A 25,094-nucleotide genomic window follows, 5' to 3' on the forward strand; every position below is an offset into this window, starting at 1 on the left:
TTTCATATTTAATTATGGACAGCTTGAAATGTAAGGGTACCGTTACTTTCTGTTACTTTTAATGTACCCCCAATAGCTTGTGTTGTATATTGATGAGATGTAAGATCAGTTAATCCAAGTTGTTCTAAAATAGACATAACACCTTGTTGACCAAGAGAAGGATCTAAACTCAAAATAATAAGACCTACCGTTGCATAAAAGGCTGAAATGTCTTGTTCAGAAGCATCTGAACCGACAACAGCAACAGCGCCGATATTGCCGTTAGATTTATAAATTGTCATGCCAAATCCTAAACCATTGCTGAATGTCCCATTGTACGTAACAGTTGCTTGATCCTCTGTGAATAGCTTAACATTCCCTAAGTTATATCCGGATGGCTTCCCGAGACTGTTAAAAGTTGAGACAAATTCTTGGATAGTTCGAGTTGTCTCAACTTGTGCTGGTTGAGATGGATTAGGTTGGCTCGGTTGAGGAGCAGGTTGTGGAGTAGGAGGTAGTTGTTGTTCTGGTGGAACCGGCTTTTCAACTGGAGGAGAAGAAGTTGGTTTTTCTTTCTCTTTTCCACAAGCTGTTGTTCCGAGTAGAAGACTGCCCGCTAATAATGAAGTAATAAATAAACGTTTCATCGTTCACTCCCTTTCAAAGTTGCGAAAAAGCGATTTCTTGCAGAAGTGATATCAATATATGCAAGGCGGACAGAAAAGAGTTACGGTAGATAAGCATATTCAGAGAAAATAAACTAATTTATAGAGCATTAAGCTAAGATATTAGGTAGTAGGAAGTTCAAAAGATGAAAATTTGATTTACATAAGTATGTAATGTAGGAAATTGCGGAGAAAATTTTGTACAATAATAAAGAATCTATAGAAGAGGTGAACAGAAATGGCAATTGTTGATGTTACAATTATCCCAGTTGGAACAGGTACTACAAGTGTAAGTGAGTATGTAGCAGAAATACAAAAAGTACTTGAGAAAAATGCAGATCGCGTGAAGTATCAATTAACACCAATGAATACAATTATTGAAGGAGAACTTCCGGTGTTATTTGAAGTTATTCAACAAATGCATGAAGTTCCATTTTCAAAAGGTGCAGGCCGCGTAGCAACAAATATTCGCGTTGATGACCGCCGTGATAAAGTTAGCTCTATGGAGAAGAAGTTACAATCTGTACAGTCGAAGTTATAGAGTGAACCTTAACTAGTGGAATCAGTCGAGCCTTACTGTCCGAAGGTAGCGAGATGAAGTATAGGGGAAGCAGCTAAATAGAGCTGCTTCTTTTTGTATGAAGGGCAAGAAATTTGTTTCCGCCTTTAAATTTCTTTATTATCAAGTGTAAAGAAATATGAAGGAGGGGCTATAGGGTGAATGAAAAATTTCAAGAACAGTTTGATGGGTTGCTACAGAAGTATACAGAGCTATTATTAGGAGAGAGCGATGAAGAATATAAACAAAAGGTTGAGAAATGGGCGTTATATTCGTATATTGCTAAAACAATGCCAGCGCTTGTAAAGCATTGGAATGAAACGTATCCAGATGCGAAAGAAGAGATGGTAAAATTAATTACAGAAATTAAAAAGCGCAATGATGAACATAGACAAAATAAGTGACAAATGAGAAATGGCTACTTGTAATCAAGTAGTCTTTTTTTGTATTTTTTGATGAACATGTATATGAGTTATTTTTATATAATGTTTGGTTATGTGTATGCCATCTTTATACGAAATAAAGGGAGTGTTTTTTTCTTTGTATAAAGAGAAGAAAGTATTAAAGATTATTTGTCGAAATTATTTCTCATAGGCGTTGTTTTCCTATATTGCTACTCATACACCTGGAATTTCTATATGTCGAAACATTTTTATTTCGTATTTTTCCTTTTAAAATTCAATTATACAAACATTCTCGTATTATTGTGTTAATTATCTAAATAATTATTTGTATCAAATAATTTTAAACAATGATATAATTTAGAAGAGGGGTAAAAAACAGACAAAGTACAGTCATAGGGGTGGAGTACATGGAACAATTAATGCGTAATTCCTTCTTGTTTTTATCAAAAAATAAAGCGATGACAAAACTAGCGAAAAAATACGGTTTACGTTTTGGAGCAGGACGCTTTGTTGCAGGGGAAACAATTGATTTAGCAGTAGCTGCAATTAAAGATTTAAACAAGCAAAACCTTTGTGTTACGATCGACTATTTAGGGGAATTTGTTGATAACGAAGCAGAGGCAAACGAAATGGCGGATGAATCGATTGAAGCGATTCGTGCAATTGGTCGCGAAAAGCTAGATTCTCAGCTTTCATTAAAAATGACTTCTATGGGTTTAGACATCTCAGAAAATTTAGTTATGAACAATATGCGCCGTATTTTAGACGCAGCGAAAGAAAACGGTGTGTTTGTAACAATTGATATGGAAGATTACTCACGTTGTGGAAAAACAATTGAAATCTTCAAGCTGTTAAAAGAAGAATATGACAATGTTGGTACAGTAATTCAAGCGTATTTATATCGTACTGAAAAAGATATAGATGATTTGAATGCGTATAACCCAAATTTGCGTCTTGTAAAAGGGGCTTATAAAGAGTCTGAAGAAGTTGCATTTCCAGAAAAGAAAGATGTAGATGACAATTATAAAAAGATTATTAGAACGCACTTATTAAATGGTAATTATACAGCAATCGCTTCACATGATGATGCAATTATTGAATATACAAAAAAACTTGCTGAGGAATACAACATTTCGCGTGATCAGTTTGAATTCCAAATGTTATATGGCATTCGTACAGAGCGTCAACTTGAGCTTGTGAAAGAAGGATATAAAATGCGCGTGTATGTACCATATGGAAACGATTGGTACGGATACTTCATGCGTCGCTTAGCAGAACGTCCAGCTAACGTAGCATTCGTATTAAAAGGAATGATTAAAAAATAACCAAGGAAGCATAGACTTCCTTGGTTATTTTAATTGTCCAAAAGCATAGTCAGCCATCTTTTTTGCATCAGGGTACAGTGTTTTGCGACCAGAAGAGAGGACAACCGTAATAACCTTTTTACCGTCTTTCTCATCTATTGTAACGACTGTATATTCTGCTAATGCAGAAAGACCGCTTTTACTTCCAATCGCATGTGGATCAGCGTACAATTCTTCACGTCCATAGTTTGCGATTTTTTTCGTTTGCATGGATGTATGTATAGTTGTATGAATTGTATTCATATCTTGCAAGACTTGTGGATACTTTAATACTTCTTTTGTAATAAGTGCCAAATCATATGGTGAAATTTTATTTCCAAGTGCATCAGCCCCGCTTGCATTTTTAAACGTTGTATGTGTCGCTCCGAGCTGCTTTGCTCGTTCATTCATCATTTTAGCGAATTTTTCCTTGGAACCGGCAATATGTTCTGCAACCGATTCACCGATTGGATCGGCGCTAATAACAAGCATCAACTTTAATGCCTCATCGCGCTTTAGCTTTTCCCCAGCATGTAGTGAAATTTTTTTACTTTGGCTCTCTGTTTTTATCGCATTTTCTGTAACGGTAATTTCCTCATCTTCTTTTACGTTTTCCAGTAGAAGAAGAGCGGTCATCATTTTCGCTACACTCGCTGGATAGGAACGGTCATGTTCATGTTTTCCGTATAAAATTTCTCCTGTATTTGCGTCAATTGTCACGCCGTATTTCCCGTATATATCAGGCTGGTTGGCCCTGGCTACTTTTTGCCTGTGCGCATATAAAGAAAAAATCATTGCAATAAATAATGTAGCAGTAATAACAAGTAGTGTAATCGTTCGTTTCATTCTGTACCCTCTTTTATGTATGGAATAGGCAGCGATATAGCCTATTTTTTATTATGCCATGTTCGCTGCCTATATTTGTACTCTTATTTTTCACCCATGTTTTGTTTTTTATATTGCTGATTGTTTCCTTGTCGGCCTTTTTCGATACCTCGATCAACTGGACCAGCATTTCCTGTCACGCTTGTAGAACTAATACCTGCTTTTGATGGGTTTTTCTTAATTTTAGCCATAAGTTATGCCTCCGTGTGATCAAATTTATCCCGCTTTAACAGGCAGTAAGACTTCCACATCAAGATGCAGAGAAAAGCGAGAAAAATAACTGCCCGTAAAAGCACGATTGGTGAAACTAACCATCAGTGAAAAAATCATTCACTGATGGAAGTTTCACTTTATGGATTTTTTAAATTGTAACGAACCCTTTAAGGTAAGGTGTTTAAGAAAGGAAGTTCACTACATATCATGCCCAAAATAGAAAAAAAGAAATAAGTTCAGAAAATTTTATTTTTAAATATATTGCGAAAATTTAAACTATATCATATATTTATTAGTAGAGGCTCATTCATAGATTGCGACGTTTGTCAAAAAATTGAATGAGCATTCATTCAAGAATAAGGGGGAGAATTGGATGTTCCAAATTAAAAAGGCTGCAGTTCTTGGTTCTGGTGTAATGGGTTCTGGAATTGCTGCGCATTTAGCTAACATCGGTATACCGACATTATTGCTTGATATTGTACCGCCATCGCTTACAAAAGAGGAAGAAGCGATGGGACTTACATTAGAACATAAAAGTGTACGAAATCGTTTCAGTAACGGAGCTCTGCAAAAATTGTTAAAGCAAAAACCAGCTCCTCTTACAATGAAAGAAAACTTAACGTTAATTGAGGCTGGCAATATGGAAGATGATATGGAACGCCTTGCTGACGTTGATTGGATTATTGAAGTTGTTGTAGAAAATTTAGAAATTAAAAAGAAAGTATTTGAGAAAATAGACGCTGTTCGTAAGTCAGGTTCTATTGTTAGCTCAAATACATCTGGTATTTCCGTTGAAAAAATGATAGAAGGGCGTTCAGACGATTTCAAAAAGCATTTCTTGGGAACGCACTTTTTTAACCCTCCGCGTTATTTAAAACTTCTTGAGATTATACCGACAAAAGAAACGGCTCCTCATGTGTTAGACTTCATGAAACTATTTGGCGAAGATGTACTTGGAAAAGGTGTTGTTGTTGCAAAAGACACACCAAACTTTATTGGAAACCGCATCGGTACGTACGGACTGCTTGTAACATTGCAAGAGATGGTAAAACGCGGTTATAGCGTTGGCGAAGTAGATTCTGTAACAGGCCCATTAATTGGCCGTCCGAAAAGTGCAACGTTCCGTACATTAGATGTTGTCGGATTAGATACATTTGTTCATGTTGCAAATAACGTATATGAAAACGTACAAGAAGAAGAGCGTGAAGTTTTCAAAGTACCAGCTTTCATGCACGACATGTTAGAAAGAAAATGGCTTGGAAGTAAAACAGGTCAAGGCTTCTTCTTAAAACAAGGAAAAGAGATTTTAGAGTTAAATCCTGAAACAATGGAATACGAAGAACGTAAAAAAATGAAAGCGGCTTCTGTTGAATTAAGTAAACAAGAAAAAGGATTAGCGAATAAATTGAAAGCGCTTGTATATGCACAAGATCGCGCTGGTGAATTGTTATGGAACATTATTACACCAACTCTTCTATATTCAGCAAAGCTAATGAAAGAAATTGCTGATGATATTGTCGCAATTGATAATGCGATGAAGTGGGGCTTTGGCTGGGAGCAAGGACCATTTGAAATTTGGGATGCAATTGGCGTTGAGAAGTCCGTTCAGAAAATGGAGGAAAACGGTCAAGTAGTTCCAGCTTGGGTAAAAGAAATGATCGAGAAAGGTATTACATCGTTCTATAAACATGATAATGGCGAGAGCTATTACTATGATAACGGTGAATATAAACAAATCGTTCGTAATAAAAAGGCAATTTCTCTAAAACAACTGAAAGAGAAAAATGGCGTACTGAAGAAAAATAGCGGTGCGAGCCTGATTGATTTAGGTGACGGTATTCTTTGTTTAGAATTCCATTCGAAGAGCAACGCAATCGGTATGGATATTACGCAAATGATTAATTACGCTGTCGATGAAGTAGAAAAGAACTATAAAGGGCTTGTTATTGGAAATCAATCGAAGAATTTCTGCGTTGGTGCGAACCTTGCGATGATTTTAATGGAAGCACAAGACGATAACTACTTTGAAATTGAGTGGGTCGTGAAAAACTTCCAAGATGCAATGATGAAAATAAAGTACTGTTCAAAACCAGTCGTGGCAGCGCCTTATGGTATGACACTTGGCGGCGGTACAGAGGTTTGCTTACCAGCTGCTAGTATTCAAGCTTCTAGCGAAACATACATGGGATTAGTAGAAGTCGGTGTTGGTTTAATCCCTGGCGGAGGCGGTAACAAAGAGCTATACATTAAACATTTGAACAAAATGGCAAACGGTGTTGAGTTTGACCTGCAAAAAGTTGCAAACAAAGTGTTTGAAACAGTAGCGATGGCGAAAGTTTCAACATCTGCACAAGAAGCAGCTTCTCATAACTTCTTAGGCGATAAAGATGGTATTAGCGTCAATGGCGATCACTTACTATATGATGCAAAACAAAAGGCACTTGCCTTATATGAAGCGGGCTATAAAGCACCAATTCGTAAAAAGATCCCAGTTGTCGGTGAAACAGGATATGCAACGCTCGTGCTTGGGGCAGAAGCACTGCACTTATCTGGCTATATTTCCGAATATGACTTACACATTGCGAAAAAACTTGCATATGTCATTGCTGGCGGAAAAATTCCATATGGAACAGAAGTTGATGAACAATATTTATTAGATGTGGAACGCGAAGCATTTATCAGTTTAGTGAGCGAAATGAAATCACAAGCAAGAATGCAGCACATGCTTGTAAAAGGAAAACCATTACGTAACTAAGGAGGAAGAGTGTTCATGAGAGAAGCTGTTATTGTTGCAGGGGCAAGAACGCCAGTTGGGAAAGCGAAGAGAGGATCATTAAAAACAGTACGTCCTGATGATTTAGGGGCATTAGTTGTAAAAGAAACATTAAAACGTGCGAATAACTACGACGGTCCAATTGATGATTTAATTTTTGGCTGTGCGACGCCGGAAGCAGAGCAAGGTTTAAACATGGCGCGTAATATCGGCGGGCTAGCAGGACTTTCTTATAATGTTCCAGCTATTACAATTAACCGTTACTGCTCTTCTGGACTGCAAAGTATTGCTTTCGGTGCAGAGCGTATTATGCTTGGACATTCGGAAGCGGTATTATCCGGCGGTGCTGAATCTATGAGTTTAGTACCGATGATGGGACACGTTGTTCGTCCGAATAACCGCCTTGTTGAAGCAGCTCCAGAATATTATATGAGCATGGGACATACAGCGGAGCAAGTAGCGATGAAATATGGAATTTCCCGTGAAGAGCAAGATGCGTTTGCGGTAAGAAGCCATCAACGCGCAGCAAAAGCATTAGCGGAAGGAAAGTTCGTAGATGAAACAGTATCGGTGGATGTAACACTTCGCACTGTTTCAGCAAACAACAAGTTACAAGAAGAAACAATTGTGTTCTCACAAGATGAAGGGGTAAGAGCAGATACGACGTTAGATGTGCTTGGGAAACTGCGACCAGCATTTAACGTGCGCGGTTCGGTAACAGCTGGAAATTCTTCGCAGCTGAGCGACGGCGCAGCTGCAGTATTACTGATGGATCGTGAAAAAGCAGTAAGCGACGGATTAAAGCCGCTTGCAAAATTCCGTTCCTTCGCAGTAGCTGGTGTACCGCCAGAAGTAATGGGAATCGGTCCAATTGCAGCGATTCCAAAAGCGTTAAAATTAGCAGGTTTAGAGTTATCTGATATTGGCTTATTTGAATTAAATGAAGCATTCGCATCTCAATCGATCCAAGTTATTCGTGAACTTGGATTAGATGAAGAAAAAGTAAACGTAAACGGCGGAGCGATTGCCCTTGGACATCCACTTGGTTGTACAGGAGCGAAACTAACATTATCTCTTATTCATGAAATGAAGCGCCGTAATGAGCAGTTCGGTATCGTGACAATGTGTATTGGCGGCGGAATGGGTGCTGCTGGAGTGTTTGAATTATTATAAAAAAAGTGGAAGCGGCTCGCTCAGAATGTGAGGAAGAAGTGAAGCCACCGAACATTCTAGCCGCTGGAACTGGATTTAATAAAAGTGAAGTTAGACAGATAAAGAATGGAAGCGACTAAAGGGTACGAAAACAAATAAAGGGAGGGCTAGCTTCTCTCGTAACAAGAGAAGCAGCCTATGAAAATATGAAGGAGGAATTTTTCATGGAAAAAATAGTAGGAAGTGCAGTGAAAGGCGGCAGCTTTTTAGTTGATGATATTACAATTGATCAAGTGTTTACACCTGAAGATTATACAGATGAGCATAAAATGATTGCGAAAACAACAGAGGACTTTATTGTAAATGAAGTACTGCCAGAGCTTGAATATTTAGAGCAGCATGAGTTTGATCGCTCTGTTCGTTTATTAAAAGAAGCAGGTGAGCTTGGATTATTAGGTGCTGATGTACCAGAAGAGTACGGCGGTATTGGCCTTGATAAAGTTAGCTCTGCGTTAATTGCAGAGAAATTCTCTCGTGCGGGCGGCTTTGCGATTACGCACGGTGCTCACGTTGGTATCGGGTCGTTACCAATCGTATTATTCGGTAACGAAGAACAAAAGAAAAAATATCTTCCTGCATTAGCAACAGGCGAAAAGCTAGCTGCGTACGCATTAACTGAGCCAGGATCTGGATCTGATGCATTAGGAGCAAAAACAACAGCTCGCTTAAATGCGGAAGGTACACACTATGTATTAAACGGTGAAAAACAGTGGATTACAAACTCCGCTTTCGCCGATGTATTTGTTGTATACGCAAAAGTAGATGGCGAGCACTTCACGGCGTTTATCGTAGAGAAAGAATACGCTGGCGTATCCACAAGCCCGGAAGAAAAGAAAATGGGTATTAAGTGTTCTTCTACTCGTACGTTAATTTTAGAAGACGCACTAGTGCCAAAAGAAAATGTACTTGGTGAAATCGGTAAAGGTCATGTAATCGCATTTAACATTTTAAATATCGGCCGCTATAAATTAGGTGTTGGTACAGTTGGTTCATCAAAACGTGCGTTAGAAATTTCAGCACAATATGCAAATCAACGTCAGCAGTTTAAGCAACCAATTGCTCGCTTCCCATTAATTCAAGAGAAGCTTGCAAATATGGCAGCGAAAATTTATGCAGCTGAAAGCTCTGTATATCGTACAGTTGGTTTGTTTGAAAGCCGTATGAGTACATTATCAGAAGAAGAAGTAAAAGACGGGAAAGCTGTAGCAGCTTCTATCGCTGAATATGCAATTGAGTGTTCTTTAAATAAAGTATTCGGTTCTGAAGTGCTAGATTATGTAGTAGATGAAGGTGTTCAAATTCATGGTGGTTACGGATTTATGGCAGAGTACGAGATTGAAAGAATGTACCGCGATTCTCGTATTAACCGTATTTTCGAAGGTACGAATGAGATTAACCGCTTAATCGTACCAGGTACGTTCTTGCGTAAAGCAATGAAAGGTGAATTACCACTTCTGCAAAAAGCACAAAAATTACAAGAAGAATTAATGATGATGATGCCGGAAGAAGTAGGCGATGAGCCATTAGCACTGCAAAAACATTTAGTGAAAAATGCGAAGAAAATTGGCTTAATGGTTGCTGGTTTAGCTGTTCAAAAATACGGTAAAGCGTTAGATAAAGAACAAGAAGTTCTTGTTAATATCGCTGATATCGTAAGCAACCTATATGCAATGGAATCTGCAGTTCTTCGTACAGAAAAAGCAATCAAAACAACTGGCCTTGAGAAGAACAAACAGAAAGTATTATACACTGAAGTATTCTGCCAAGAGGCGTTCAATCAAATCGAAGCAGATGCGAAAGAAACAATTATTGCTGTAGAAAATGGCGATATGCTGCGCATGATGTTATCTGCGCTTCGTAAATTCACTCGTCATACACCGCTTAATGTGATTCCAAAGAAACGTGAAATCGCAGCGAAAGTGTTAGAGGATGAGCGTTATACAGTTTAATATGTAAAAAGGCGGGAGTCGTTTGGAGCGACTCCTGCCCTTTTTTTGCACAAAAATGGAATTTCTAGTGACAAAAACTAATGTCGTTAGTTATAATAAAACTAACGACATTAGTTTTTGTGAAGGGGAGCTGGAAATATGAGAATGATTCATGAAAAAACGGTATATCAATTGTCATTTTTGCCAAGAGCGTTTCCTGTAAATTGTTACTTTGTGGAGGAAGAAGACGGTTTAACTTTAATTGATGCGGCTTTGCCATATAGCGCAAAAGGTATCTTGCAAGCAGCTCAAAAAATAGGAAAACCGATTACTAATATTGTATTAACACATGCACACGATGATCACATCGGTGCGCTAGATGCATTAAAGGAAGTACTTCCAGATGTTCCTGTTTATATTTCTAAGCGGGATGCACGGTTGTTAGAAGGAGATACGACATTACAAAGAGATGAACAAAATACGCCAATAAAAGGCGGTGTACCTAAAAAGGTGAAAACGAGACCGGATGTTTTATTGGAAGATGGAGATCGAATTGGATCGCTTCTTGCGATTATGACACCGGGACATACACCAGGCTCCATGTCGTTTCTTGATACGCGAAATAACGCCCTTATTGCCGGGGATGCATTTCAAACAAGAGGGGGCATGGCTGTTTCGGGACAAATGAAATTTTGGTTTCCGTTTCCTGCAATGGCAACATGGAGTAAAGAATTAGCATTACAGAGTGCAGAGAAGCTAAGAGAATATGAGCCTTCCTTACTTGCGGCAGGGCATGGGAAAATGATAAATAATCCAGTCGCTGCAATAGACCGTGCGATTGAGGAAGCAAAGCGAAATGTAGAAAGTATGAAAGAGGGTTAATTTATGTCACCGAGAATCGGACTTACATTACAGAAAATTGTAGACACAGCAGCAGAAATCGCAGATACAAATGGGATACAAGAAGTAACATTAGCGTCATTATCGCAAAGGCTTGGAATACGTTCTCCTTCTCTATATAATCATGTGAAAGGTTTACAAGACGTACGGAAAAATCTTGGTGTTTACGGAATAGAACAGCTGCATGAGGCGCTGAAAGAGGCGATAGAGGGTAAACGTATGGATGAAGCAATTTATGCATTAGGAGAAGCATACGTATCGTTTGTCCGAAAACATCCTGGATTGTATGAAGCAACTTTTTTACGAGATGAAGAAGTGCAACAAGCAGGTGATGGAACTGTAGAGCTTTGTCTTCGTGTTTTACAACAATACGGTTTAGAAGGTGAGCAGGCGCTTCATGCGACTCGTGGACTAAGAAGTATTTGTCACGGATTTGCATCGATTGAACAGCAAGGTGGATTTGGATTGCCGCTGGATCTAGATACAAGTTTACATTTATTATTGGAAACGTTTATTAAAGGGCTACATGTTATAAAGTGAAACTTCCATCAGTGGGGGTTTTCTTCATCCCTCACTGATGGTTAGTTGAACCAATCGGGGTCTTACTGCCCGTTAGTGCGGGATAAAAGAGTGAATAAGGAGAGAGAAACCATGAATTTTTTGCTGTTCATGCTTCTTTTTACAGTAGGTTGCGGTTTGTTAGAGGCGAAAGTGCTAAAGGATGTGAAGTGAAATGTTTGCAGGACATTTTGGCTTAGCTGCAGCAGTGAAAGCGAATTCACCGAAAATACCGCTTTGGGCTCTCATGTTAAGCACACAACTATTGGACGTCATCTTTGTGCCGCTTTATGTTTTAGGAGTAGAGACAATAGAGCCTGTTGGTGGTAATGGGTATGGTGAAGCGGTGATTCATGCGGATTATTCACACTCTTTAATCGGAGCACTGTGTATTGCCATTTTTGCAGGAATAGTGGGTAGGAAGTTTTGGGGAAAACGAAGTGGCTTTGTTATTGGAGCGGTAGTTTTCAGTCATTGGATTCTTGATTTACTTGTGCATCGTGCTGATTTGCCGTTACTTCCAGGGAATTTTGGAGACTTTCCTTTGCTGGGTTTTGAGTTGTGGCGCTTTCCAGCTATTAGTATCGCACTGGAATGTATTCTTATTGCGTTAGGTGGTATATTATACTTCCGATTTGTTGTTTCGAGTGTAGAACAACGAAAGAAATTGATAGCAAGAGTAGCCGGTGGTGTAGTAGTTGTGTTATTGATTCTTTCGTTAATTACAGATGTATTTGGCTTTGCGGCTTGAGTATGAATAAAAGGAAACCTTAGAAGCGATTCTAAGGTTTTTTAGTGCATACAATCTAAAAATAAATAGATACTAAATCTTGAATGAACAAAGAAAGGAAGGCTGTTACGATGCAAAATTTAAATGAGCTTGAAGTGGAGAATTTACGTCATCTTATTGGCGGGCATGCAACAGTTATTAACAAATTACAAGAGTATGCACAGGCATGTACGGATCCGCAGTTAAAGCAGATGCTGCAAAAAGATGTGCAAGATGCACAAAATACGAAACAACAATTAATGTCTTTTCTAGGATAGGGGTGTAAAGAACATGAATGAAAAAGATATGGTAAATGATTATTTAGCTGAATTAAATGCAAGTTTAACAGGCTATGCGAATTACATTGCGCAAACGAATAACGATCAATTATATCAAACGTTAGTTCAAATTCGTAATCAAGACGAAATGCGTCAACGTAATCTGTATCAATACGCAAAACAAAAGAATTATTATCAACCAGCAGCTCCTGCTAATCCAACGATTGTTCAGCAGCTGAAGAATCAATTAAGTGCGCAATAAGAAAAGAGACTTTTTAAAACGGGTGACGTGATTGAGACGTTACTCGTTTTTTTTTTGCGAAAGTGAAATGTTCGTGACTTTGTCGGAATTATGTGCGAGGGGACATAAAATGTCCATATTATTTGTGATATATTTCACAAATTGTACATGGCTTCCATGGAAAAAACTTCTATAATAAAAAGTGTAAAGAACACAACACAAAGAAAATTACACGAAGAAGCAGGTGAGATTGTCATGAATAGAAACACAAGAAAGATTGCGATTATTGGTACTGGATTAGTTGGATCAAGCTGTGCGTATTCTATTGTGAATCAAGGAATCTGTGAAGAATTAGCGTTAATTGATCTTAATCATGAGCGAGCAGTTGGCGAAGAAATGGATTTATCACACTGCATTAATTTTACAAATACAAGAACAAAAGTATACGCAGGAACTTATGAAGACTGCAAAGATATGGACATTGTTATTATTACAGCAGGGCCTGCGCCAAAGCCAGGTCAAAGTCGCCTTGATACTTTAGGAGCAAGTGCAAAAGTTATGGAAAGTATTGTACCCAGTGTAATGGAGAGCGGATTTGATGGCATCTTCCTAATTGCATCAAACCCAGTTGATATTATTACTTATCAAGTTTGGAAATTATCAGGTTTGCCAAGAAATCGCGTTCTTGGTACTGGGACATCATTAGATTCTTCTCGTCTAAGAACAATTTTGTCGGAATTGCTAGATGTTGATCCTCGTAGCATTCAAGGTTATTCGTTAGGGGAGCATGGCGATTCACAAATGGTTGCCTGGTCTCACGTAACAGTTGGTGGAAAGCCGATTCTACAAATTTTAGAAGAGCAAAAAGAGCGTCTAGGTGAACTTGATTTAGATGAAATTGTAGAAGAAACAGCAAAAGCTGGTTGGGAGATTTATAAGCGGAAAGGAACTACTTATTACGGCATTGGGAATGCGTTAGCTTATATTGCACGTTCTATTTTTAATGATGATCACTGTATTATTGCTGTATCAGCCGTTTTAGACGGTGAATATGGTGAGTATGAAATTTCCACAGGTGTACCAGCTATCATTACAAGAGATGGTATAAAAGAACTTGTCGAACTGAACTTAACAGAAGCTGAAGAAAGCCGATTTGCAAAATCAAATGAAATTTTACGCGACTACATGAAAACAATCGGTTACTAAACTAGGAGAAGGTGAAACAGATGAAGGAATATATCATGCCTCGTATATTCAAAGGATCTGCAGGAATTGCACAAGGTATTTTCGTATCTCTTGGGATTGGTCTGCTCATTGAAAATATAGGAAGAATTGCTGATATTCCTATGTTAATTACAATTGGAGTTGTTGCGAAATCACTCATGGCGCCAGCAATTGGAGCAGGAATTGCTTTTATGCTCGGATCAAATGGACTTGTCATTTTCTCAGCGATGGTTGCAGGAGCGATTGGAGCTAGATCAATCTCGATTACTGCAGCCGGTTTGATGATTAAAACTGGTGAACCAATCGGTGCGTTATTAACAGCAACTCTAGCGGTCTATATTGGTAAACGATTAAGTGGAAAAACTGCTGTAGATATGATGCTCGTTCCGTTTGCTGCAATATTAGGTTCAGGTTTAGTCGGTATTTGGTTATCCCAAAATATTAGTCCGGTTTTACATGCAGTTGGAGCATTTATTAAAGATAGCTCAGCTGGTAGCCCATTTATCGCTTCTGTGGTACTTGCGGTTGCTTGGGGATTATTATTAATTTCTCCAGCTTCATCAGCTGCTCTAGCAATTGCACTTAGCCTAGACGGCGTGGCAGGCGGTGCTGCACTTGCAGGATGCGTCGCTCAATTTATCGGATTCGCTGTTATCTCTGCGAAAGAAAATAATTTAGGCGGTATTTTAGCACAAGCTCTTTGTACACCGAAAGTACAGCTTCCGAATATCACTAAAAACCCCATGATTCTTGTACCAACTGTTGTCGCTAGCGCAATTGTAGGTCCTGTATCGGCGCTTGTATTCCAAATGACAGCTGGGAAAGAAATTGCGGGTCTTGGACTAAGTTCTTTAATCGCACCAATTAATTTGATTTCAAGCAAAGGATTAAGTGTTGTTCCAGCGATGGTGATTACTTACATCATAATTCCAGTAGCTGTTTCTTATATACTATATATGATTTTGAAAAAAGCAGGTCGCATTAAACCTGGGGACATGACTGTACCGCAATCCTAAAAAATATGCCAATTTGAAAATCTCCCCTTACATAGATAAAAGCAGACTGAAGAAGCCACAGTCTGCTTTTTTTGTCATAGATTATACTCCGGCTTGCACAGTAACCTTTTGTTCACGTGATTCAAAGACATAATACATAGCGGCATAAAGGAAGCTTGCTACTACAGTGCCTGCTACTGCATCCATAAAGGCGTGCTGTTTTGTAAATAAAGTAGATAAAATGATGAGTACGCCAATGAATGTTAATATGCCATATTCCCATTTGTTTTGCTTTTTCCTCTTATGTGCTGTAATCATAATGACAAATGTTGTGAGTACGTGAATGCTAGGAAAGCAATTCACAGGTTGATCGATACTGTAAATATAGCGCACTAAATTAGCAAACACATCATTGCCGATTACGTCGGGACGTGTTATCGTCGTTTGCCACATATAATAAATGCTAAAGGAAGTAAGGTTGCCTAATAAAATACTACTTAATGTAACGTAATAGAGCTTTCGATCAGCAAAGCAGTAATAAATAAGAGCACCGTATAAGTAAGGGAACCAAAGTAAATATGGAACGATAAATTCTTTTGTAAATGGAATCCATTCGTCTATTTTTGTTGTCACATTCACAGCATCTACTGTTGAATGATTCAGTACGCTATAAAGAGGACTTACAAGTACGAGTAGGAGTATATAAGATAATGGAATAAAGGCTGAAGATTTATTATTTTTCATAGTAATTCTCCTATTTGTAGTGTAATGACTTGAAACTTGAAAAATTATAATATAAAAAATGTAAATGAACCATCGATTTCTCTAACATTTTTTACAAATAAACTTACAGTTTTGTCACTATTTGAAAACTCCTTCTTTCCTTCGAATCTTGAAGATGGGGCGTTCTTGTTCATTTTTCGATAAATACGAATTAAAAAATGACCTAAAACTCCTGGTCTTTTTAGATGGGGCAGGGCCTTTTCATGCCACATGCAAGGGGAAAAGCGAGTGTAGGTCATGTTTTGTTCTGCATTGCAGCGACTTATATGTATCATATTGTAGGATGCCGATATGGGTGAAACGATTCTTAAACAAACGTTTAATTAATATATATGTTCCATTTTTAGCTTTTAATCAAACGTTTGTTTAATAGACTAGAAATACATAGTCTAAAGGGATTGTCACATGTAAATAAAAGTGCTATTCATTCCAAGTGAAAATGACAAACATCGATATTAAAAAATATGTCGTGTTTTGTCATTTTTTGTTATAAACTATATAACGTAATATAAAGATTTGGAGAAGGAAGTGGTGTGATGGCATTGTTAAAAAATAGTAAAATTGGTACGAAATTAAACGTGTTAATGATTATAGCTAGTATTGCATGTATTATTTTATCGTTCATAGGGATAATCGCATTAAAGAATGCAGACAAAAGTTCTGAAAGTATGTATAAAAACATGTTACTTCCAATTCAACGGGTAAAGACCGTAGAAGCTAATTTCTATTATGGTAATAATAATTTTATGGAACTTATGATAACAACAGATGAAAATAGAAATAAAGAGTTGGCAAATAACCTGTCTAAAGTACGTGAAGAAAATGATCAGTTAATAAAAAAGCTAGAATCAACGATAAGCTCCCAACAAGAAAAGGAGTTATATGAAAATTTCAAAGCAAATTTCGGCGAGTTAAGACCGAAAATGAAAGAAGCACAAAGTTTAGCAATGCAAAATAAAAACGAAGAGGCTTATGCTTATTATTTAAAAGAAGTTGAGCCCGCTATGCAAAAATCAATTAAGTCTATTCAAGAATTCGCTAATTGTAATAGTAACCAAGCAGAACAATTACAGGAACATAATGCTAACAGCGCTAAAACTGCAATGATGATATTTATCCTTATTTCAGTTTTAGCGACCGCGACTATTATATTGATTGGTTATATTATTAAAATAGCTATTCAACGTCCAATTACGTTATTACAGCATGATATGAAAGAAGTAGCAGATGGGAATTTAGTAATACGTACTTCTTATGAAGCAAATGATGAATTAGGAAATATCGTTATTTCTTTTAATCACATGTTAGACAATTTGCAACAACTAATTGAGAAAATAAAAGTAACGGCACACGAGGTTACTTCCTCGACTGATCGTATGTTACAAAATACAAAACAAGCATCTCAAATCTCTAACGAAGCTGTTCAAACGATTGCTGAAGTGAACAAACAAATAGTAGGACAAGTTACGAGTATTCAAGAAAGTTCAACAGCAATGAGTGACGTAGCAAATGGAGTTCAAACAGTAGCTGAATCTGCATCAACTGTTGCTGAAGTGTCTGTTATTACAACAGATCGTGTGGATAGCGGAAGTGAAGTAATCAAGCAATCTATTACTCAAATGAATAATGTACATAAAGCTGTGGAAGAAACATCTACAATGATAGATCGTCTTGTTATACGTACGCAAGACATAGATAAAGCTTTAAATGCGATTACGAATATTGCGGAACAAACAAACTTGCTTGCTTTAAATGCTGCAATTGAAGCAGCGCGTGCAGGGGAAAATGGAAAAGGTTTTGCAGTTGTTGCAGCTGAAGTGCGAGACTTAGCTGAACACTCAAAGCAATCCGCGCATGAAATTAATGATTTAATTAAAGCAATTCAACAAGATACAAAAGATACCGTTCAAATTATGAGAAAAGGTCAGGAAGAAGCGGAACAAGGAAGAAATGCTGCTAATGAAGCAGAGCGAGCGTTTTCAACAATCATGACAGACATTCATAAGATAACACATCAAATTCAAGAAGTATCAGCTACAACAGAAGAAATGTCTGCTGGAACGGAAGAAATTAACGCTTCATTATCAGTAGTATCAGAAACTTCTACAAGGGTAGCAAAAGATACGGATCAAACCGTACAAGCCATTCAAACACAAGCAGCATCCATTACAGAAATAACGAATCAATCCATGCAAATAAAGAACAAAATTGAAGAATTAGAAGGATTGATTTCACAATTTAAAATTGAGGAATAAGAATTATTTATAAACATAATGAAAATAAGAGGCGGCGAATTTAACGGCGTCTCTTATTTTTTATGGTATTAATTAAACGTTTGATTAAGATATATGCTCTATAATGCTGCACATCTTTTGTGAAAAAATAAAAAACACTTCTCAAAAAATGAAGTGTTTTTCTGTTACTAAATATATTATAATAAAAAAAGTTAGAATTTTGTTATTTTAACAAAATATTATGTAAGGGCTTAAATAGATGGATTATATTCGTTTATGTATTTAGTTACGCTTTCATTTAATTTCATAAAAAAGTCTGTGAATTCTGAACAGTCCGTGCGAATGTTATCTACATGCTGTAAAGAGAGTTTCTCGTTTAACAGAAATTCCCCGTGATGCCCAAATACTTGTATATGAGCATTTATTTGATCTGAATCTTCTTGTGTTGATACGAGAAGATAGTCAAATGCTTTTATAGGAATGGCATATGTTTTACGATATGTATTCGTATTACTTATTCCGGTTTGTTTTATCACTTGAAACTGAAGAACTTCTTTGTTTATAGCGATGGACAATGTTGTTGATTTTAATTTTGTGTCTGTTAATTCATCAAGTTCTTCAAGTTGAAAATGGATTGTAGTTTGATCTGAGCAGTTTTGAATTTGTTGCTGGATTGTTGAGTGAATTTGTAGTTCCATATAGTAAATAATCTCCTTTTCTTTATGTGCTATAAAGATAGAAATATAGAACAAAAGAATTAATATAGTAGTTTCAAGTAGTAAATAAAATTAAACATTTTTATTGTTCCTTAAAGAGAATACATGACAAATTACTAAAAAACAATATAAATTGATTTAATATTTCGTATTTTAAAAGCGTTATATTTGGTATAAAAAATATTATGATTAAATAATATTATTTGGAATTGTAAAATATTATTGGTAAATTTGCGAAAAAGAAAAGATTTTGCAGGATAAAAGAAATTCTTAGCGAAATAAGTTAAAGTTTGAAATGAAAAAATATTTTCTATATGATAAGGTAAAGGTTAGTGAAAAGTAGGTGAATGTATGTCAGTAACATTTTATTCATATCCAAAATGTGGAACATGTCAAAAAGCAAAAAAATGGTTAGAAGCAAATGATGTAGCATATGAAATGATTCATATTGTCGAAAGTCCACCTTCTAAGGAAGAACTTCGCAATTTATATGAAAAAAGCGAATTACCATTAAAAAAATTCTTTAACACAAGTGGAATGCGTTACCGCGAGCTTGGTTTAAAGGATAAGCTAAAAGATGCAAGTGAAGAGGAAATGTTGGACATGCTCGCTTCTGATGGCATGTTAATCAAACGACCAATTGTAACAGGCAGTAATCATGTAACAGTTGGCTTTAATGAAGAGCAATTTGAAAGCGTGTGGAAAAAGTACCAATAAGGTATTTTTACATAATTAATACATTCATTGGAGGTACAAACATGAGCATTCCAAAACAATTACGTTACTCTGAAGAACACGAATGGGTAAAAGTTGATGGCAACCAAGTTGTTATCGGGATTACAGATTTCGCACAACACGAATTAGGAGATATCGTATTCGTGGAACTTCCTGAAGTTGGTGCAACAATCGAAGCTGACGAGCCATTCGGAAGCGTAGAATCTGTTAAAACAGTTTCTGAGTTATACGCACCTGTAGCGGGTAAAGTTGTAGCAGTAAATGAAGAATTAAACGACAAGCCAGAGCTTGTTAACGAATCTCCATACGAAGGTGCATGGATGATTAAAGTTGAGATTGAAGATGCAGGCCAAGTTGATAACTTATTAACTGCAGAACAATACGAAGAAATGATCAATCAAGACTAATATAAAAAGGGCAGCTAATAGCTGTCCTTTTTATTTGTGCCACCTAAAATTTTAAACGAGCCACTTCCACTTTTCTTCACAAAAATAAACAGGAAACAACATTGAAATAACGAATATAATATATACTAAAGGTAAGGTTGTATCATAGTATATGGTGATCGGGTGATGCCAAGTGGTCTATGTGGAAAAAGTAATTATTGTTGAAGGTAAATCAGATAAGAAGAAGATTGAAACGATTATTAGAGAACCGGTGGAAATTGTTTGTACAAATGGTACAATTAGTTTGTCGAAAATGGATGAACTTATTGATCAGCTGTACGATAAAGAAGTGTATGTACTTGTGGACGCAGATGATGCAGGAGAGAAGCTACGCAAACAGTTTCGCCGAGAATTTCCACATGCTGAACATATTTATATTGACCGTTCGTATCGTGAGGTTGCAACTGCACCATCAAATCATTTAGCGAACGTTTTATGGGGAGCTGACATTGACGTTTATACAGAATTTTTACGGTAAGGAATGGTAGAATGATCGATTGGACAGGAAATGAAGCTGTAGCCGCAGTTAGAGATCAAAATAAAACGGTATTATACGTATATACGCCAATGTGCGGTACGTGTCAACTTGCTAAAAAAATGTTAACGGTTGTTGAAGCAGCATTATCTCATTTGGAAATCGGAATGTTGAATTTAAATTATGCACCGCATTTTGCGCGGGAGTATGAAATTGAAAGTGTTCCGTGTTTACTTATATTTGAGAAAAATCAACTTGTGAAAAAAATATATGCATTTCAATCTGTGGAATATTTATATATGGAATTACAATAGGCGGCAAATATTTTGCCGCCTCGACATATTTCTTGGGAAATATAAGCAACAGATTGCTTTTCGTACAACTTTTGTCGAGAGAAAGATACAGGAGAGCTCGTTATAGAAATGGAATGGTATTATGTAGAACGTGATATGAGGAGTGTGACGAAGATGAAATTGTATTCACTGCTTCAATCATTTGTAACATATGCCAATACGCAGTGTCATTTAGAACCGCTACTGCCGCAATTTGAGCGGGCTGTTTGTTTTAATTTTCAAGATGAGCGTTATTCGTTGAAAATTTCAAGAGAGAAAATTGAGCTTACGAATGGTGCAATGGGAACGGAAGAACTTGTTTGCTTTCAAGAAGATGACTTGCAGTTATTGATTACAGGACAAGTTCGTTTGCAGTCACTATTGCGTAGAAAGGCCATTACATATAGAGGGACATATAAAACAATGTTATTATTAGAATCTGTATTTCACATTTGTAAGCCGCTGCGAGTAGGTGCTTAAGTTTCAGAAAGTTTTTTCTTGGCGAAAATTTCTGTTGACATCTATTTCATGCGTTGATACAATTCAAAACATGAAATAACGAAAACTTCATAACGACAAAATCAGACGAAATTTACATCTGATTTTCTCTTATCAAGAGAGGTGGAGGGACTGTGCCCTATGAAACCCGGCAACCGTCAACTTATGTTGAAATGGTGCCAATTCCTGCAAAGCGAATGCTTTGAGAGATGAGAGGAAAGGATAATAGTAATTTATGTATATAAACCTTTCTGCTCATTTTAAAGCAGAAAGGTTTTTTTGTTGTTTTAGTGTAGGAGGACGCTCAAACAACAAATCGTTTTTATAGTTATAGCGGCGAGCCGCTTACGCTTTTTAATTAAAAAGGGGTGACATCAATGATTGTGTTAGAAAATGTAAAGAAAATATATCGTTCCAAAAACGGTGATGTTACTGCTGTTGATAATGCGAATTTACAAATAGAAAAAGGCGAAATTTTCGGAGTTATCGGATATAGCGGTGCCGGAAAGAGTTCCTTAATTCGCTTGTTTAATCAACTGGAGAAACCGACGTCTGGAAAAATTACTATTGGAGAGCGTGTGATTTCAGCAATTAGAGGAAGAGAACTTCGAGAAGCTCGTCAAGAAATCGGGATGATTTTCCAGCACTTTAACTTACTTTGGTCACGAACTGTTCGTGAAAATATTGCTTTTCCGCTTGAAATTGCTGGAGTGGAAAAAGAGAAAAGAAAGCAGCGTGTGGATGAATTGATTCGTCTTGTTGGGTTAGAAGGACGAGGAGATGCGTATCCATCTCAGTTAAGTGGTGGACAAAAGCAGCGTGTTGGTATTGCGAGAGCATTAGCAAATAATCCAAAAGTGTTATTATGCGATGAAGCAACATCAGCATTAGACCCAGAAACAACAGATCAAATTTTAGATTTGCTTCTTGATATTAATAAACGCCTCGATTTAACGATTGTACTTATTACGCATGAAATGCATGTGATTCAAAAAATTTGTAATCGTGTTGCTGTTATGGAGACAGGGAAGATTGTTGAAAGCGGCAGCGTGTTAGATGTATTTCGTAATCCGCAGCAAGACATTACAAAGCGCTTCGTTAAGCAAATAACAGTTTCTGAAGATGCAGACGAAACAATTGAGCATTTAGTAGAGAAGTACCCGGAAGGAAAAGTCGTAAAACTGCAATTTATTGGTGAAGCAGTGGAAAGACCAGTTCTGCAGGAATTAATGAAGAAAGATGGAATTGAAGTGAGCATTCTGCAAGGGAATATTGCTCAAACGACAAACGGGGCGTATGGAAGTTTAATTGTTCATTTAAAAGGTGACGAAGATGTAGTTGCAGAGGCAGTTGCAACGATTCAACAAGAGCAAGTAGAACTGGAGGTGATTGCACATGGATAATTTGTTTCAAAATGTTGATTGGAATCAAATGTTAGAAGCTACACAAGAGACGTTATACATGACGGCAATTGCTACACTTGCAACGTTTGTATTGGGCCTTATTCTTGGGTTAGTACTGTTTCTTACAGGAAAAGATAATCTATGGGAGAACAAGCCAGTCAATATTGTAATTAGCGCGTTTGTAAATATTTTTCGTTCGATTCCGTTTATTATTTTAATCATTTTACTGATTCCATTTACGAAGTTTCTTCTTAATACGATTCTTGGAGCAAGTGCCGCATTGCCAGCATTAATTGTTGGAGCAGCACCGTTCTATGCGAGAATGGTTGAAATTGCACTTCGTGAAATTGATAAAGGCGTTATTGAAGCATCGAAAGCGATGGGAGCAAAGACGAGTACAATTATCTTAAAAGTATTGATACCAGAATCTTTGCCAGCACTTATTTCGGGTATTACGGTAACGGCAATTGCACTTGTAGGCTACACAGCGATGGCTGGAGTTGTTGGAGCAGGCGGTCTTGGTACCCTTGCTTATTTAGAGGGATTTCAACGCAATAATGGTGATGTCACTCTCATGGCAACAATTCTTGTGCTTGTTATTGTATTTATTATTCAAATGTTTGGTGATTTTCTTACAAAGCGACTTGATAAAAGGTAAAGGGAAGTTTAGGGATTATTGGGATAAAGAGTTTTCGTCTACCACGAAAACTCCCTATAGATTTTATATTTCGAATATTGAGAAAGAAGGGATATCATAACATGAAGAAGGTATTATTTTCAGCACTTCTTGCTGTATTTGTATTTGCATTAGCTGCTTGTGGCGGCGGTGGTGAGAAAGATAAGAAGACACTTGTTGTTGGTGCTTCTAACGTACCGCATGCGGTTATTTTAGAAAAAGCGAAACCACTATTAGCGAAAAAAGGTATTACATTAAAAATTCAACCATTCCAAGACTATGTATTACCAAACAAAGCATTAGCTGATAAAGAGATTGATGCGAACTATTTCCAACACATTCCGTATTTAGAGAAAGAAATCCAAGAAAAAGGTTATAAATTTGAAGTAGCGGGGAAAATTCACTTAGAACCAATTGGTGTATATTCCCAAAAATATAAAAGCTTAAAAGATCTTCCTGATGGGGCAACAATTATTATGAGTAACTCTGTAGCTGATCATGGACGTGGGTTAGCAATTTTGCAAAAAGAGGGCATTTTAAAAATTAAAGATGGTGTAGACCCTGTTAAAGCGACGATAAAAGATATTGCAGAAAACCCGAAACACTTGAAGTTCAAAACAGACATTGAGCCGGGCTTGTTACCACAAGTGTATAACAATAAAGAAGGCGATGCGGTTTTAATCAATTCAAACTATGCAATTGATGCGAAATTAAACCCAGAAAAAGATGCGATTGCGATTGAAGGCAATGATTCTCCATACGCAAACGTAGTTGTTGTTCGTAAAGGTGACAAAGATAAACCAGAAATTAAAGCGCTTATAGAAGTATTACATTCAAAAGAAATTCAAGATTTCATTAAGAAAGAATACAAAGGAGCTGTGCTTCCTGTAAGTGAATAAGGTGAAAAAAGGGCTGGTAAATGCCAGCTCTTACTTTATAAACAGTAAGATGAATGTGGAAAAGAAATTCCGAAAATTAAGAAAATGAAGGTGACATTTTATGAAGAAAATTATATTTTCAATTTTTATAGCAGCCTTTGTATTTGCATTAGCTGCTTGTGGTAGCAGTGATAAAGATAAGAAAACACTTGTAGTGGGTGCTTCTAACGTACCGCATGCAGTTATTTTAGAAAAAGCGAAACCACTATTAGCGAAAAAAGGTATTACATTAAAAATTCAACCATTCCAAGACTATGTATTACCAAACAAAGCGTTAGCTGATAAAGAAATTGATGCGAACTATTTCCAACACATTCCGTATTTAGAGAAAGAAATTCAAGAAAAAGGGTATAAAATTGTAAATGCAGGAAAAATTCATTTAGAGCCTATGGGGATTTACTCTAAGAAATATAAAAGTTTAAAAGACCTTCCAAATGGTGCGACTGTTATTATGAGTAATAATGTAGCGGAACGAGGTCGTATGCTTGCATTATTGCAAAAAGGCGGCGTTATTAAACTGAAAGATGGCGTAGACGTTGTAAAAGCGACAGAAAAAGATATTGTAGAAAATCCAAAAAACTTGAAATTTAAAACAGATGTTGAACCAGGACTTTTACCAAAATTATATGAGAACAATGAAGGCGATGCATTATTCATTAACTCAAACTATGCAATTGATGCAAAATTAAATCCGACAAAAGATGCAATTGCACTTGAAGGACCAGATTCTCCTTACGCAAATATTATTGCTGTTCGTAAAGGTGACGAAAACAGAAAAGAAATTAAAGAGCTTGTTGAAGTATTGCATTCAAAAGAAATTCAAGATTTCATTAAGAAAGAGTACAAAGGAGCTGTACTTCCTGTAAGTGAATAAGGCGAAAAAGGGCTAGGATTTTTCAGCCCTTTTTTCTTTATATAAGTAGGAAGAAAGG

General features: G+C 36.9%; 28 protein-coding genes and 1 riboswitch. Of the genes, 23 read left to right on the forward strand and 5 right to left on the reverse strand.

The annotated features are described in order from the left end of the window. Window positions 1-8: 8 nt before the first annotated feature. Complete coding sequence (locus tag AB1279_RS02460) at window positions 9-626, reverse strand: adhesin (protein WP_429753237.1); 618 nt, start codon at window positions 624-626, stop codon at window positions 9-11. Between the two features lie 256 nt (window positions 627-882). Here AB1279_RS02460 and AB1279_RS02465 point away from each other — a divergent pair, with 256 nt between their 5' ends. From AB1279_RS02465 to AB1279_RS02475, 3 genes are all read left to right on the forward strand, one after another. Continuing rightward, window positions 883-1,185 carry an MTH1187 family thiamine-binding protein gene (locus AB1279_RS02465; RefSeq protein ID WP_090998954.1) on the forward strand — a complete coding sequence of 101 codons (303 nt, stop codon included), beginning with the start codon at window positions 883-885 and terminating at the stop codon, window positions 1,183-1,185. Window positions 1,186-1,361: 176 nt separating this feature from the next. Continuing rightward, window positions 1,362-1,607 carry a YusU family protein gene (locus AB1279_RS02470; protein ID WP_336482407.1) on the forward strand — a complete coding sequence of 82 codons (246 nt, stop codon included), beginning with the start codon at window positions 1,362-1,364 and terminating at the stop codon, window positions 1,605-1,607. 407 nt (window positions 1,608-2,014) lie between these two features. Next, window positions 2,015-2,932, forward strand: coding sequence for a proline dehydrogenase family protein (locus AB1279_RS02475; RefSeq protein WP_429753238.1), 918 nt, complete (start codon window positions 2,015-2,017; stop codon window positions 2,930-2,932). Window positions 2,933-2,956: 24 nt separating this feature from the next. On the opposite strand, the gene AB1279_RS02480 is transcribed toward AB1279_RS02475, so the two are convergent. Then, a complete protein-coding gene (locus AB1279_RS02480) occupies window positions 2,957-3,796 on the reverse strand; it encodes a D-alanyl-D-alanine carboxypeptidase family protein (RefSeq protein ID WP_429757721.1) in 840 nt (279 codons plus the stop codon). A gap of 83 nt (window positions 3,797-3,879) precedes the next feature. After that, window positions 3,880-4,026, reverse strand: a complete 147-nt coding sequence (locus AB1279_RS02485; RefSeq protein WP_090916082.1) for a YuzL family protein — start codon at window positions 4,024-4,026, stop codon at window positions 3,880-3,882. A 395-nt stretch (window positions 4,027-4,421) separates the two neighbouring features. Between AB1279_RS02485 and AB1279_RS02490 the strand changes: the two genes are divergently transcribed. The 10 genes from AB1279_RS02490 (at window position 4,422) to AB1279_RS02535 (ending at window position 14,947) form a co-directional block, all read left to right on the forward strand. After that, entirely contained in the window at window positions 4,422-6,803 is a 2,382-nt protein-coding gene (locus AB1279_RS02490) for a 3-hydroxyacyl-CoA dehydrogenase/enoyl-CoA hydratase family protein (RefSeq protein WP_429757722.1), read from the forward strand. 15 nt (window positions 6,804-6,818) lie between these two features. Further along, a complete protein-coding gene (locus tag AB1279_RS02495) occupies window positions 6,819-7,994 on the forward strand; it encodes an acetyl-CoA C-acetyltransferase (protein ID WP_429753242.1) in 1,176 nt (391 codons plus the stop codon). A gap of 203 nt (window positions 7,995-8,197) precedes the next feature. After that, entirely contained in the window at window positions 8,198-9,982 is a 1,785-nt protein-coding gene (locus AB1279_RS02500; RefSeq protein ID WP_429753243.1) for an acyl-CoA dehydrogenase family protein, read from the forward strand. A gap of 138 nt (window positions 9,983-10,120) precedes the next feature. Next, window positions 10,121-10,843, forward strand: coding sequence for an MBL fold metallo-hydrolase (locus AB1279_RS02505; protein ID WP_429757723.1), 723 nt, complete (start codon window positions 10,121-10,123; stop codon window positions 10,841-10,843). Window positions 10,844-10,846: 3 nt separating this feature from the next. Further along, window positions 10,847-11,401 (forward strand): TetR/AcrR family transcriptional regulator, encoded by a 555-nt coding sequence (locus AB1279_RS02510; RefSeq protein ID WP_429757724.1) that lies wholly within the window; start codon window positions 10,847-10,849, stop codon window positions 11,399-11,401. Window positions 11,402-11,594: 193 nt separating this feature from the next. Beyond that, window positions 11,595-12,170, forward strand: a complete 576-nt coding sequence (locus AB1279_RS02515; RefSeq protein WP_429757725.1) for a permease — start codon at window positions 11,595-11,597, stop codon at window positions 12,168-12,170. 110 nt (window positions 12,171-12,280) lie between these two features. Then, window positions 12,281-12,466, forward strand: coding sequence for a hypothetical protein (locus tag AB1279_RS02520; RefSeq protein ID WP_098308865.1), 186 nt, complete (start codon window positions 12,281-12,283; stop codon window positions 12,464-12,466). Between the two features lie 13 nt (window positions 12,467-12,479). Beyond that, window positions 12,480-12,728: a spore coat protein gene (locus tag AB1279_RS02525; protein ID WP_429757726.1), complete on the forward strand. Its 249-nt coding sequence runs from the start codon at window positions 12,480-12,482 to the stop codon at window positions 12,726-12,728. A 234-nt stretch (window positions 12,729-12,962) separates the two neighbouring features. After that, on the forward strand, window positions 12,963-13,913 hold the full coding sequence (locus AB1279_RS02530) for an L-lactate dehydrogenase (RefSeq protein WP_429757727.1): 951 nt from the start codon (window positions 12,963-12,965) through the stop codon (window positions 13,911-13,913). A gap of 20 nt (window positions 13,914-13,933) precedes the next feature. After that, window positions 13,934-14,947 (forward strand): PTS transporter subunit IIC, encoded by a 1,014-nt coding sequence (locus AB1279_RS02535; protein WP_429757728.1) that lies wholly within the window; start codon window positions 13,934-13,936, stop codon window positions 14,945-14,947. An 81-nt stretch (window positions 14,948-15,028) separates the two neighbouring features. Here the strand turns inward: AB1279_RS02535 and AB1279_RS02540 are convergent, their stop codons facing one another. Continuing rightward, window positions 15,029-15,670 (reverse strand): phosphatase PAP2 family protein, encoded by a 642-nt coding sequence (locus AB1279_RS02540; protein ID WP_429757729.1) that lies wholly within the window; start codon window positions 15,668-15,670, stop codon window positions 15,029-15,031. 575 nt (window positions 15,671-16,245) lie between these two features. On the opposite strand from AB1279_RS02540, the gene AB1279_RS02545 reads away from it, so the two are divergent. Further along, window positions 16,246-17,964, forward strand: a complete 1,719-nt coding sequence (locus tag AB1279_RS02545; protein ID WP_429761284.1) for a methyl-accepting chemotaxis protein — start codon at window positions 16,246-16,248, stop codon at window positions 17,962-17,964. Between the two features lie 230 nt (window positions 17,965-18,194). Here the strand turns inward: AB1279_RS02545 and AB1279_RS02550 are convergent, their stop codons facing one another. Next, window positions 18,195-18,641 (reverse strand): DUF3978 family protein, encoded by a 447-nt coding sequence (locus tag AB1279_RS02550; protein ID WP_429753250.1) that lies wholly within the window; start codon window positions 18,639-18,641, stop codon window positions 18,195-18,197. Window positions 18,642-19,010: 369 nt separating this feature from the next. Between AB1279_RS02550 and AB1279_RS02555 the strand changes: the two genes are divergently transcribed. The 9 genes from AB1279_RS02555 to metQ (AB1279_RS02595) all read left to right on the forward strand — a co-directional run bounded on the left by AB1279_RS02555 (window position 19,011) and on the right by metQ (AB1279_RS02595) (window position 25,036). Next, on the forward strand, window positions 19,011-19,376 hold the full coding sequence (locus tag AB1279_RS02555; protein WP_429753251.1) for an arsenate reductase family protein: 366 nt from the start codon (window positions 19,011-19,013) through the stop codon (window positions 19,374-19,376). Between the two features lie 41 nt (window positions 19,377-19,417). Next, on the forward strand, window positions 19,418-19,801 hold the full coding sequence (gcvH, locus tag AB1279_RS02560; protein ID WP_098308851.1) for a glycine cleavage system protein GcvH: 384 nt from the start codon (window positions 19,418-19,420) through the stop codon (window positions 19,799-19,801). A gap of 172 nt (window positions 19,802-19,973) precedes the next feature. Further along, window positions 19,974-20,318: a toprim domain-containing protein gene (locus AB1279_RS02565; RefSeq protein WP_098308849.1), complete on the forward strand. Its 345-nt coding sequence runs from the start codon at window positions 19,974-19,976 to the stop codon at window positions 20,316-20,318. Window positions 20,319-20,329: 11 nt separating this feature from the next. Next, window positions 20,330-20,629 carry a thioredoxin family protein gene (locus tag AB1279_RS02570; RefSeq protein WP_429757730.1) on the forward strand — a complete coding sequence of 100 codons (300 nt, stop codon included), beginning with the start codon at window positions 20,330-20,332 and terminating at the stop codon, window positions 20,627-20,629. A 153-nt stretch (window positions 20,630-20,782) separates the two neighbouring features. Then, the gene (locus tag AB1279_RS02575; RefSeq protein WP_429761286.1) at window positions 20,783-21,127 is read left to right on the forward strand and encodes a hypothetical protein; all 345 of its coding nucleotides are present in this window, start codon (window positions 20,783-20,785) and stop codon (window positions 21,125-21,127) included. Window positions 21,128-21,253: 126 nt separating this feature from the next. Further along, a riboswitch (SAM riboswitch) is annotated at window positions 21,254-21,361 on the forward strand. 161 nt (window positions 21,362-21,522) lie between these two features. Beyond that, on the forward strand, window positions 21,523-22,548 hold the full coding sequence (locus tag AB1279_RS02580) for a methionine ABC transporter ATP-binding protein (protein WP_429757731.1): 1,026 nt from the start codon (window positions 21,523-21,525) through the stop codon (window positions 22,546-22,548). Continuing rightward, window positions 22,541-23,206: a methionine ABC transporter permease gene (locus AB1279_RS02585; protein ID WP_429757732.1), complete on the forward strand. Its 666-nt coding sequence runs from the start codon at window positions 22,541-22,543 to the stop codon at window positions 23,204-23,206. The genes AB1279_RS02580 and AB1279_RS02585 overlap by 8 nt, the downstream gene beginning before the upstream one ends. A gap of 101 nt (window positions 23,207-23,307) precedes the next feature. Then, window positions 23,308-24,123 carry a methionine ABC transporter substrate-binding lipoprotein MetQ gene (metQ, locus tag AB1279_RS02590; RefSeq protein WP_429753256.1) on the forward strand — a complete coding sequence of 272 codons (816 nt, stop codon included), beginning with the start codon at window positions 23,308-23,310 and terminating at the stop codon, window positions 24,121-24,123. Window positions 24,124-24,223: 100 nt separating this feature from the next. Beyond that, window positions 24,224-25,036: a methionine ABC transporter substrate-binding lipoprotein MetQ gene (metQ, locus tag AB1279_RS02595; RefSeq protein WP_429757733.1), complete on the forward strand. Its 813-nt coding sequence runs from the start codon at window positions 24,224-24,226 to the stop codon at window positions 25,034-25,036. The last annotated feature ends 58 nt before the right edge of the window (window positions 25,037-25,094 follow it).

This window comes from Bacillus sp. S14(2024), assembly GCF_050473785.1.
Taxonomy (GTDB): domain Bacteria; phylum Bacillota; class Bacilli; order Bacillales; family Bacillaceae_G; genus Bacillus_A; species Bacillus_A yunxiaonensis.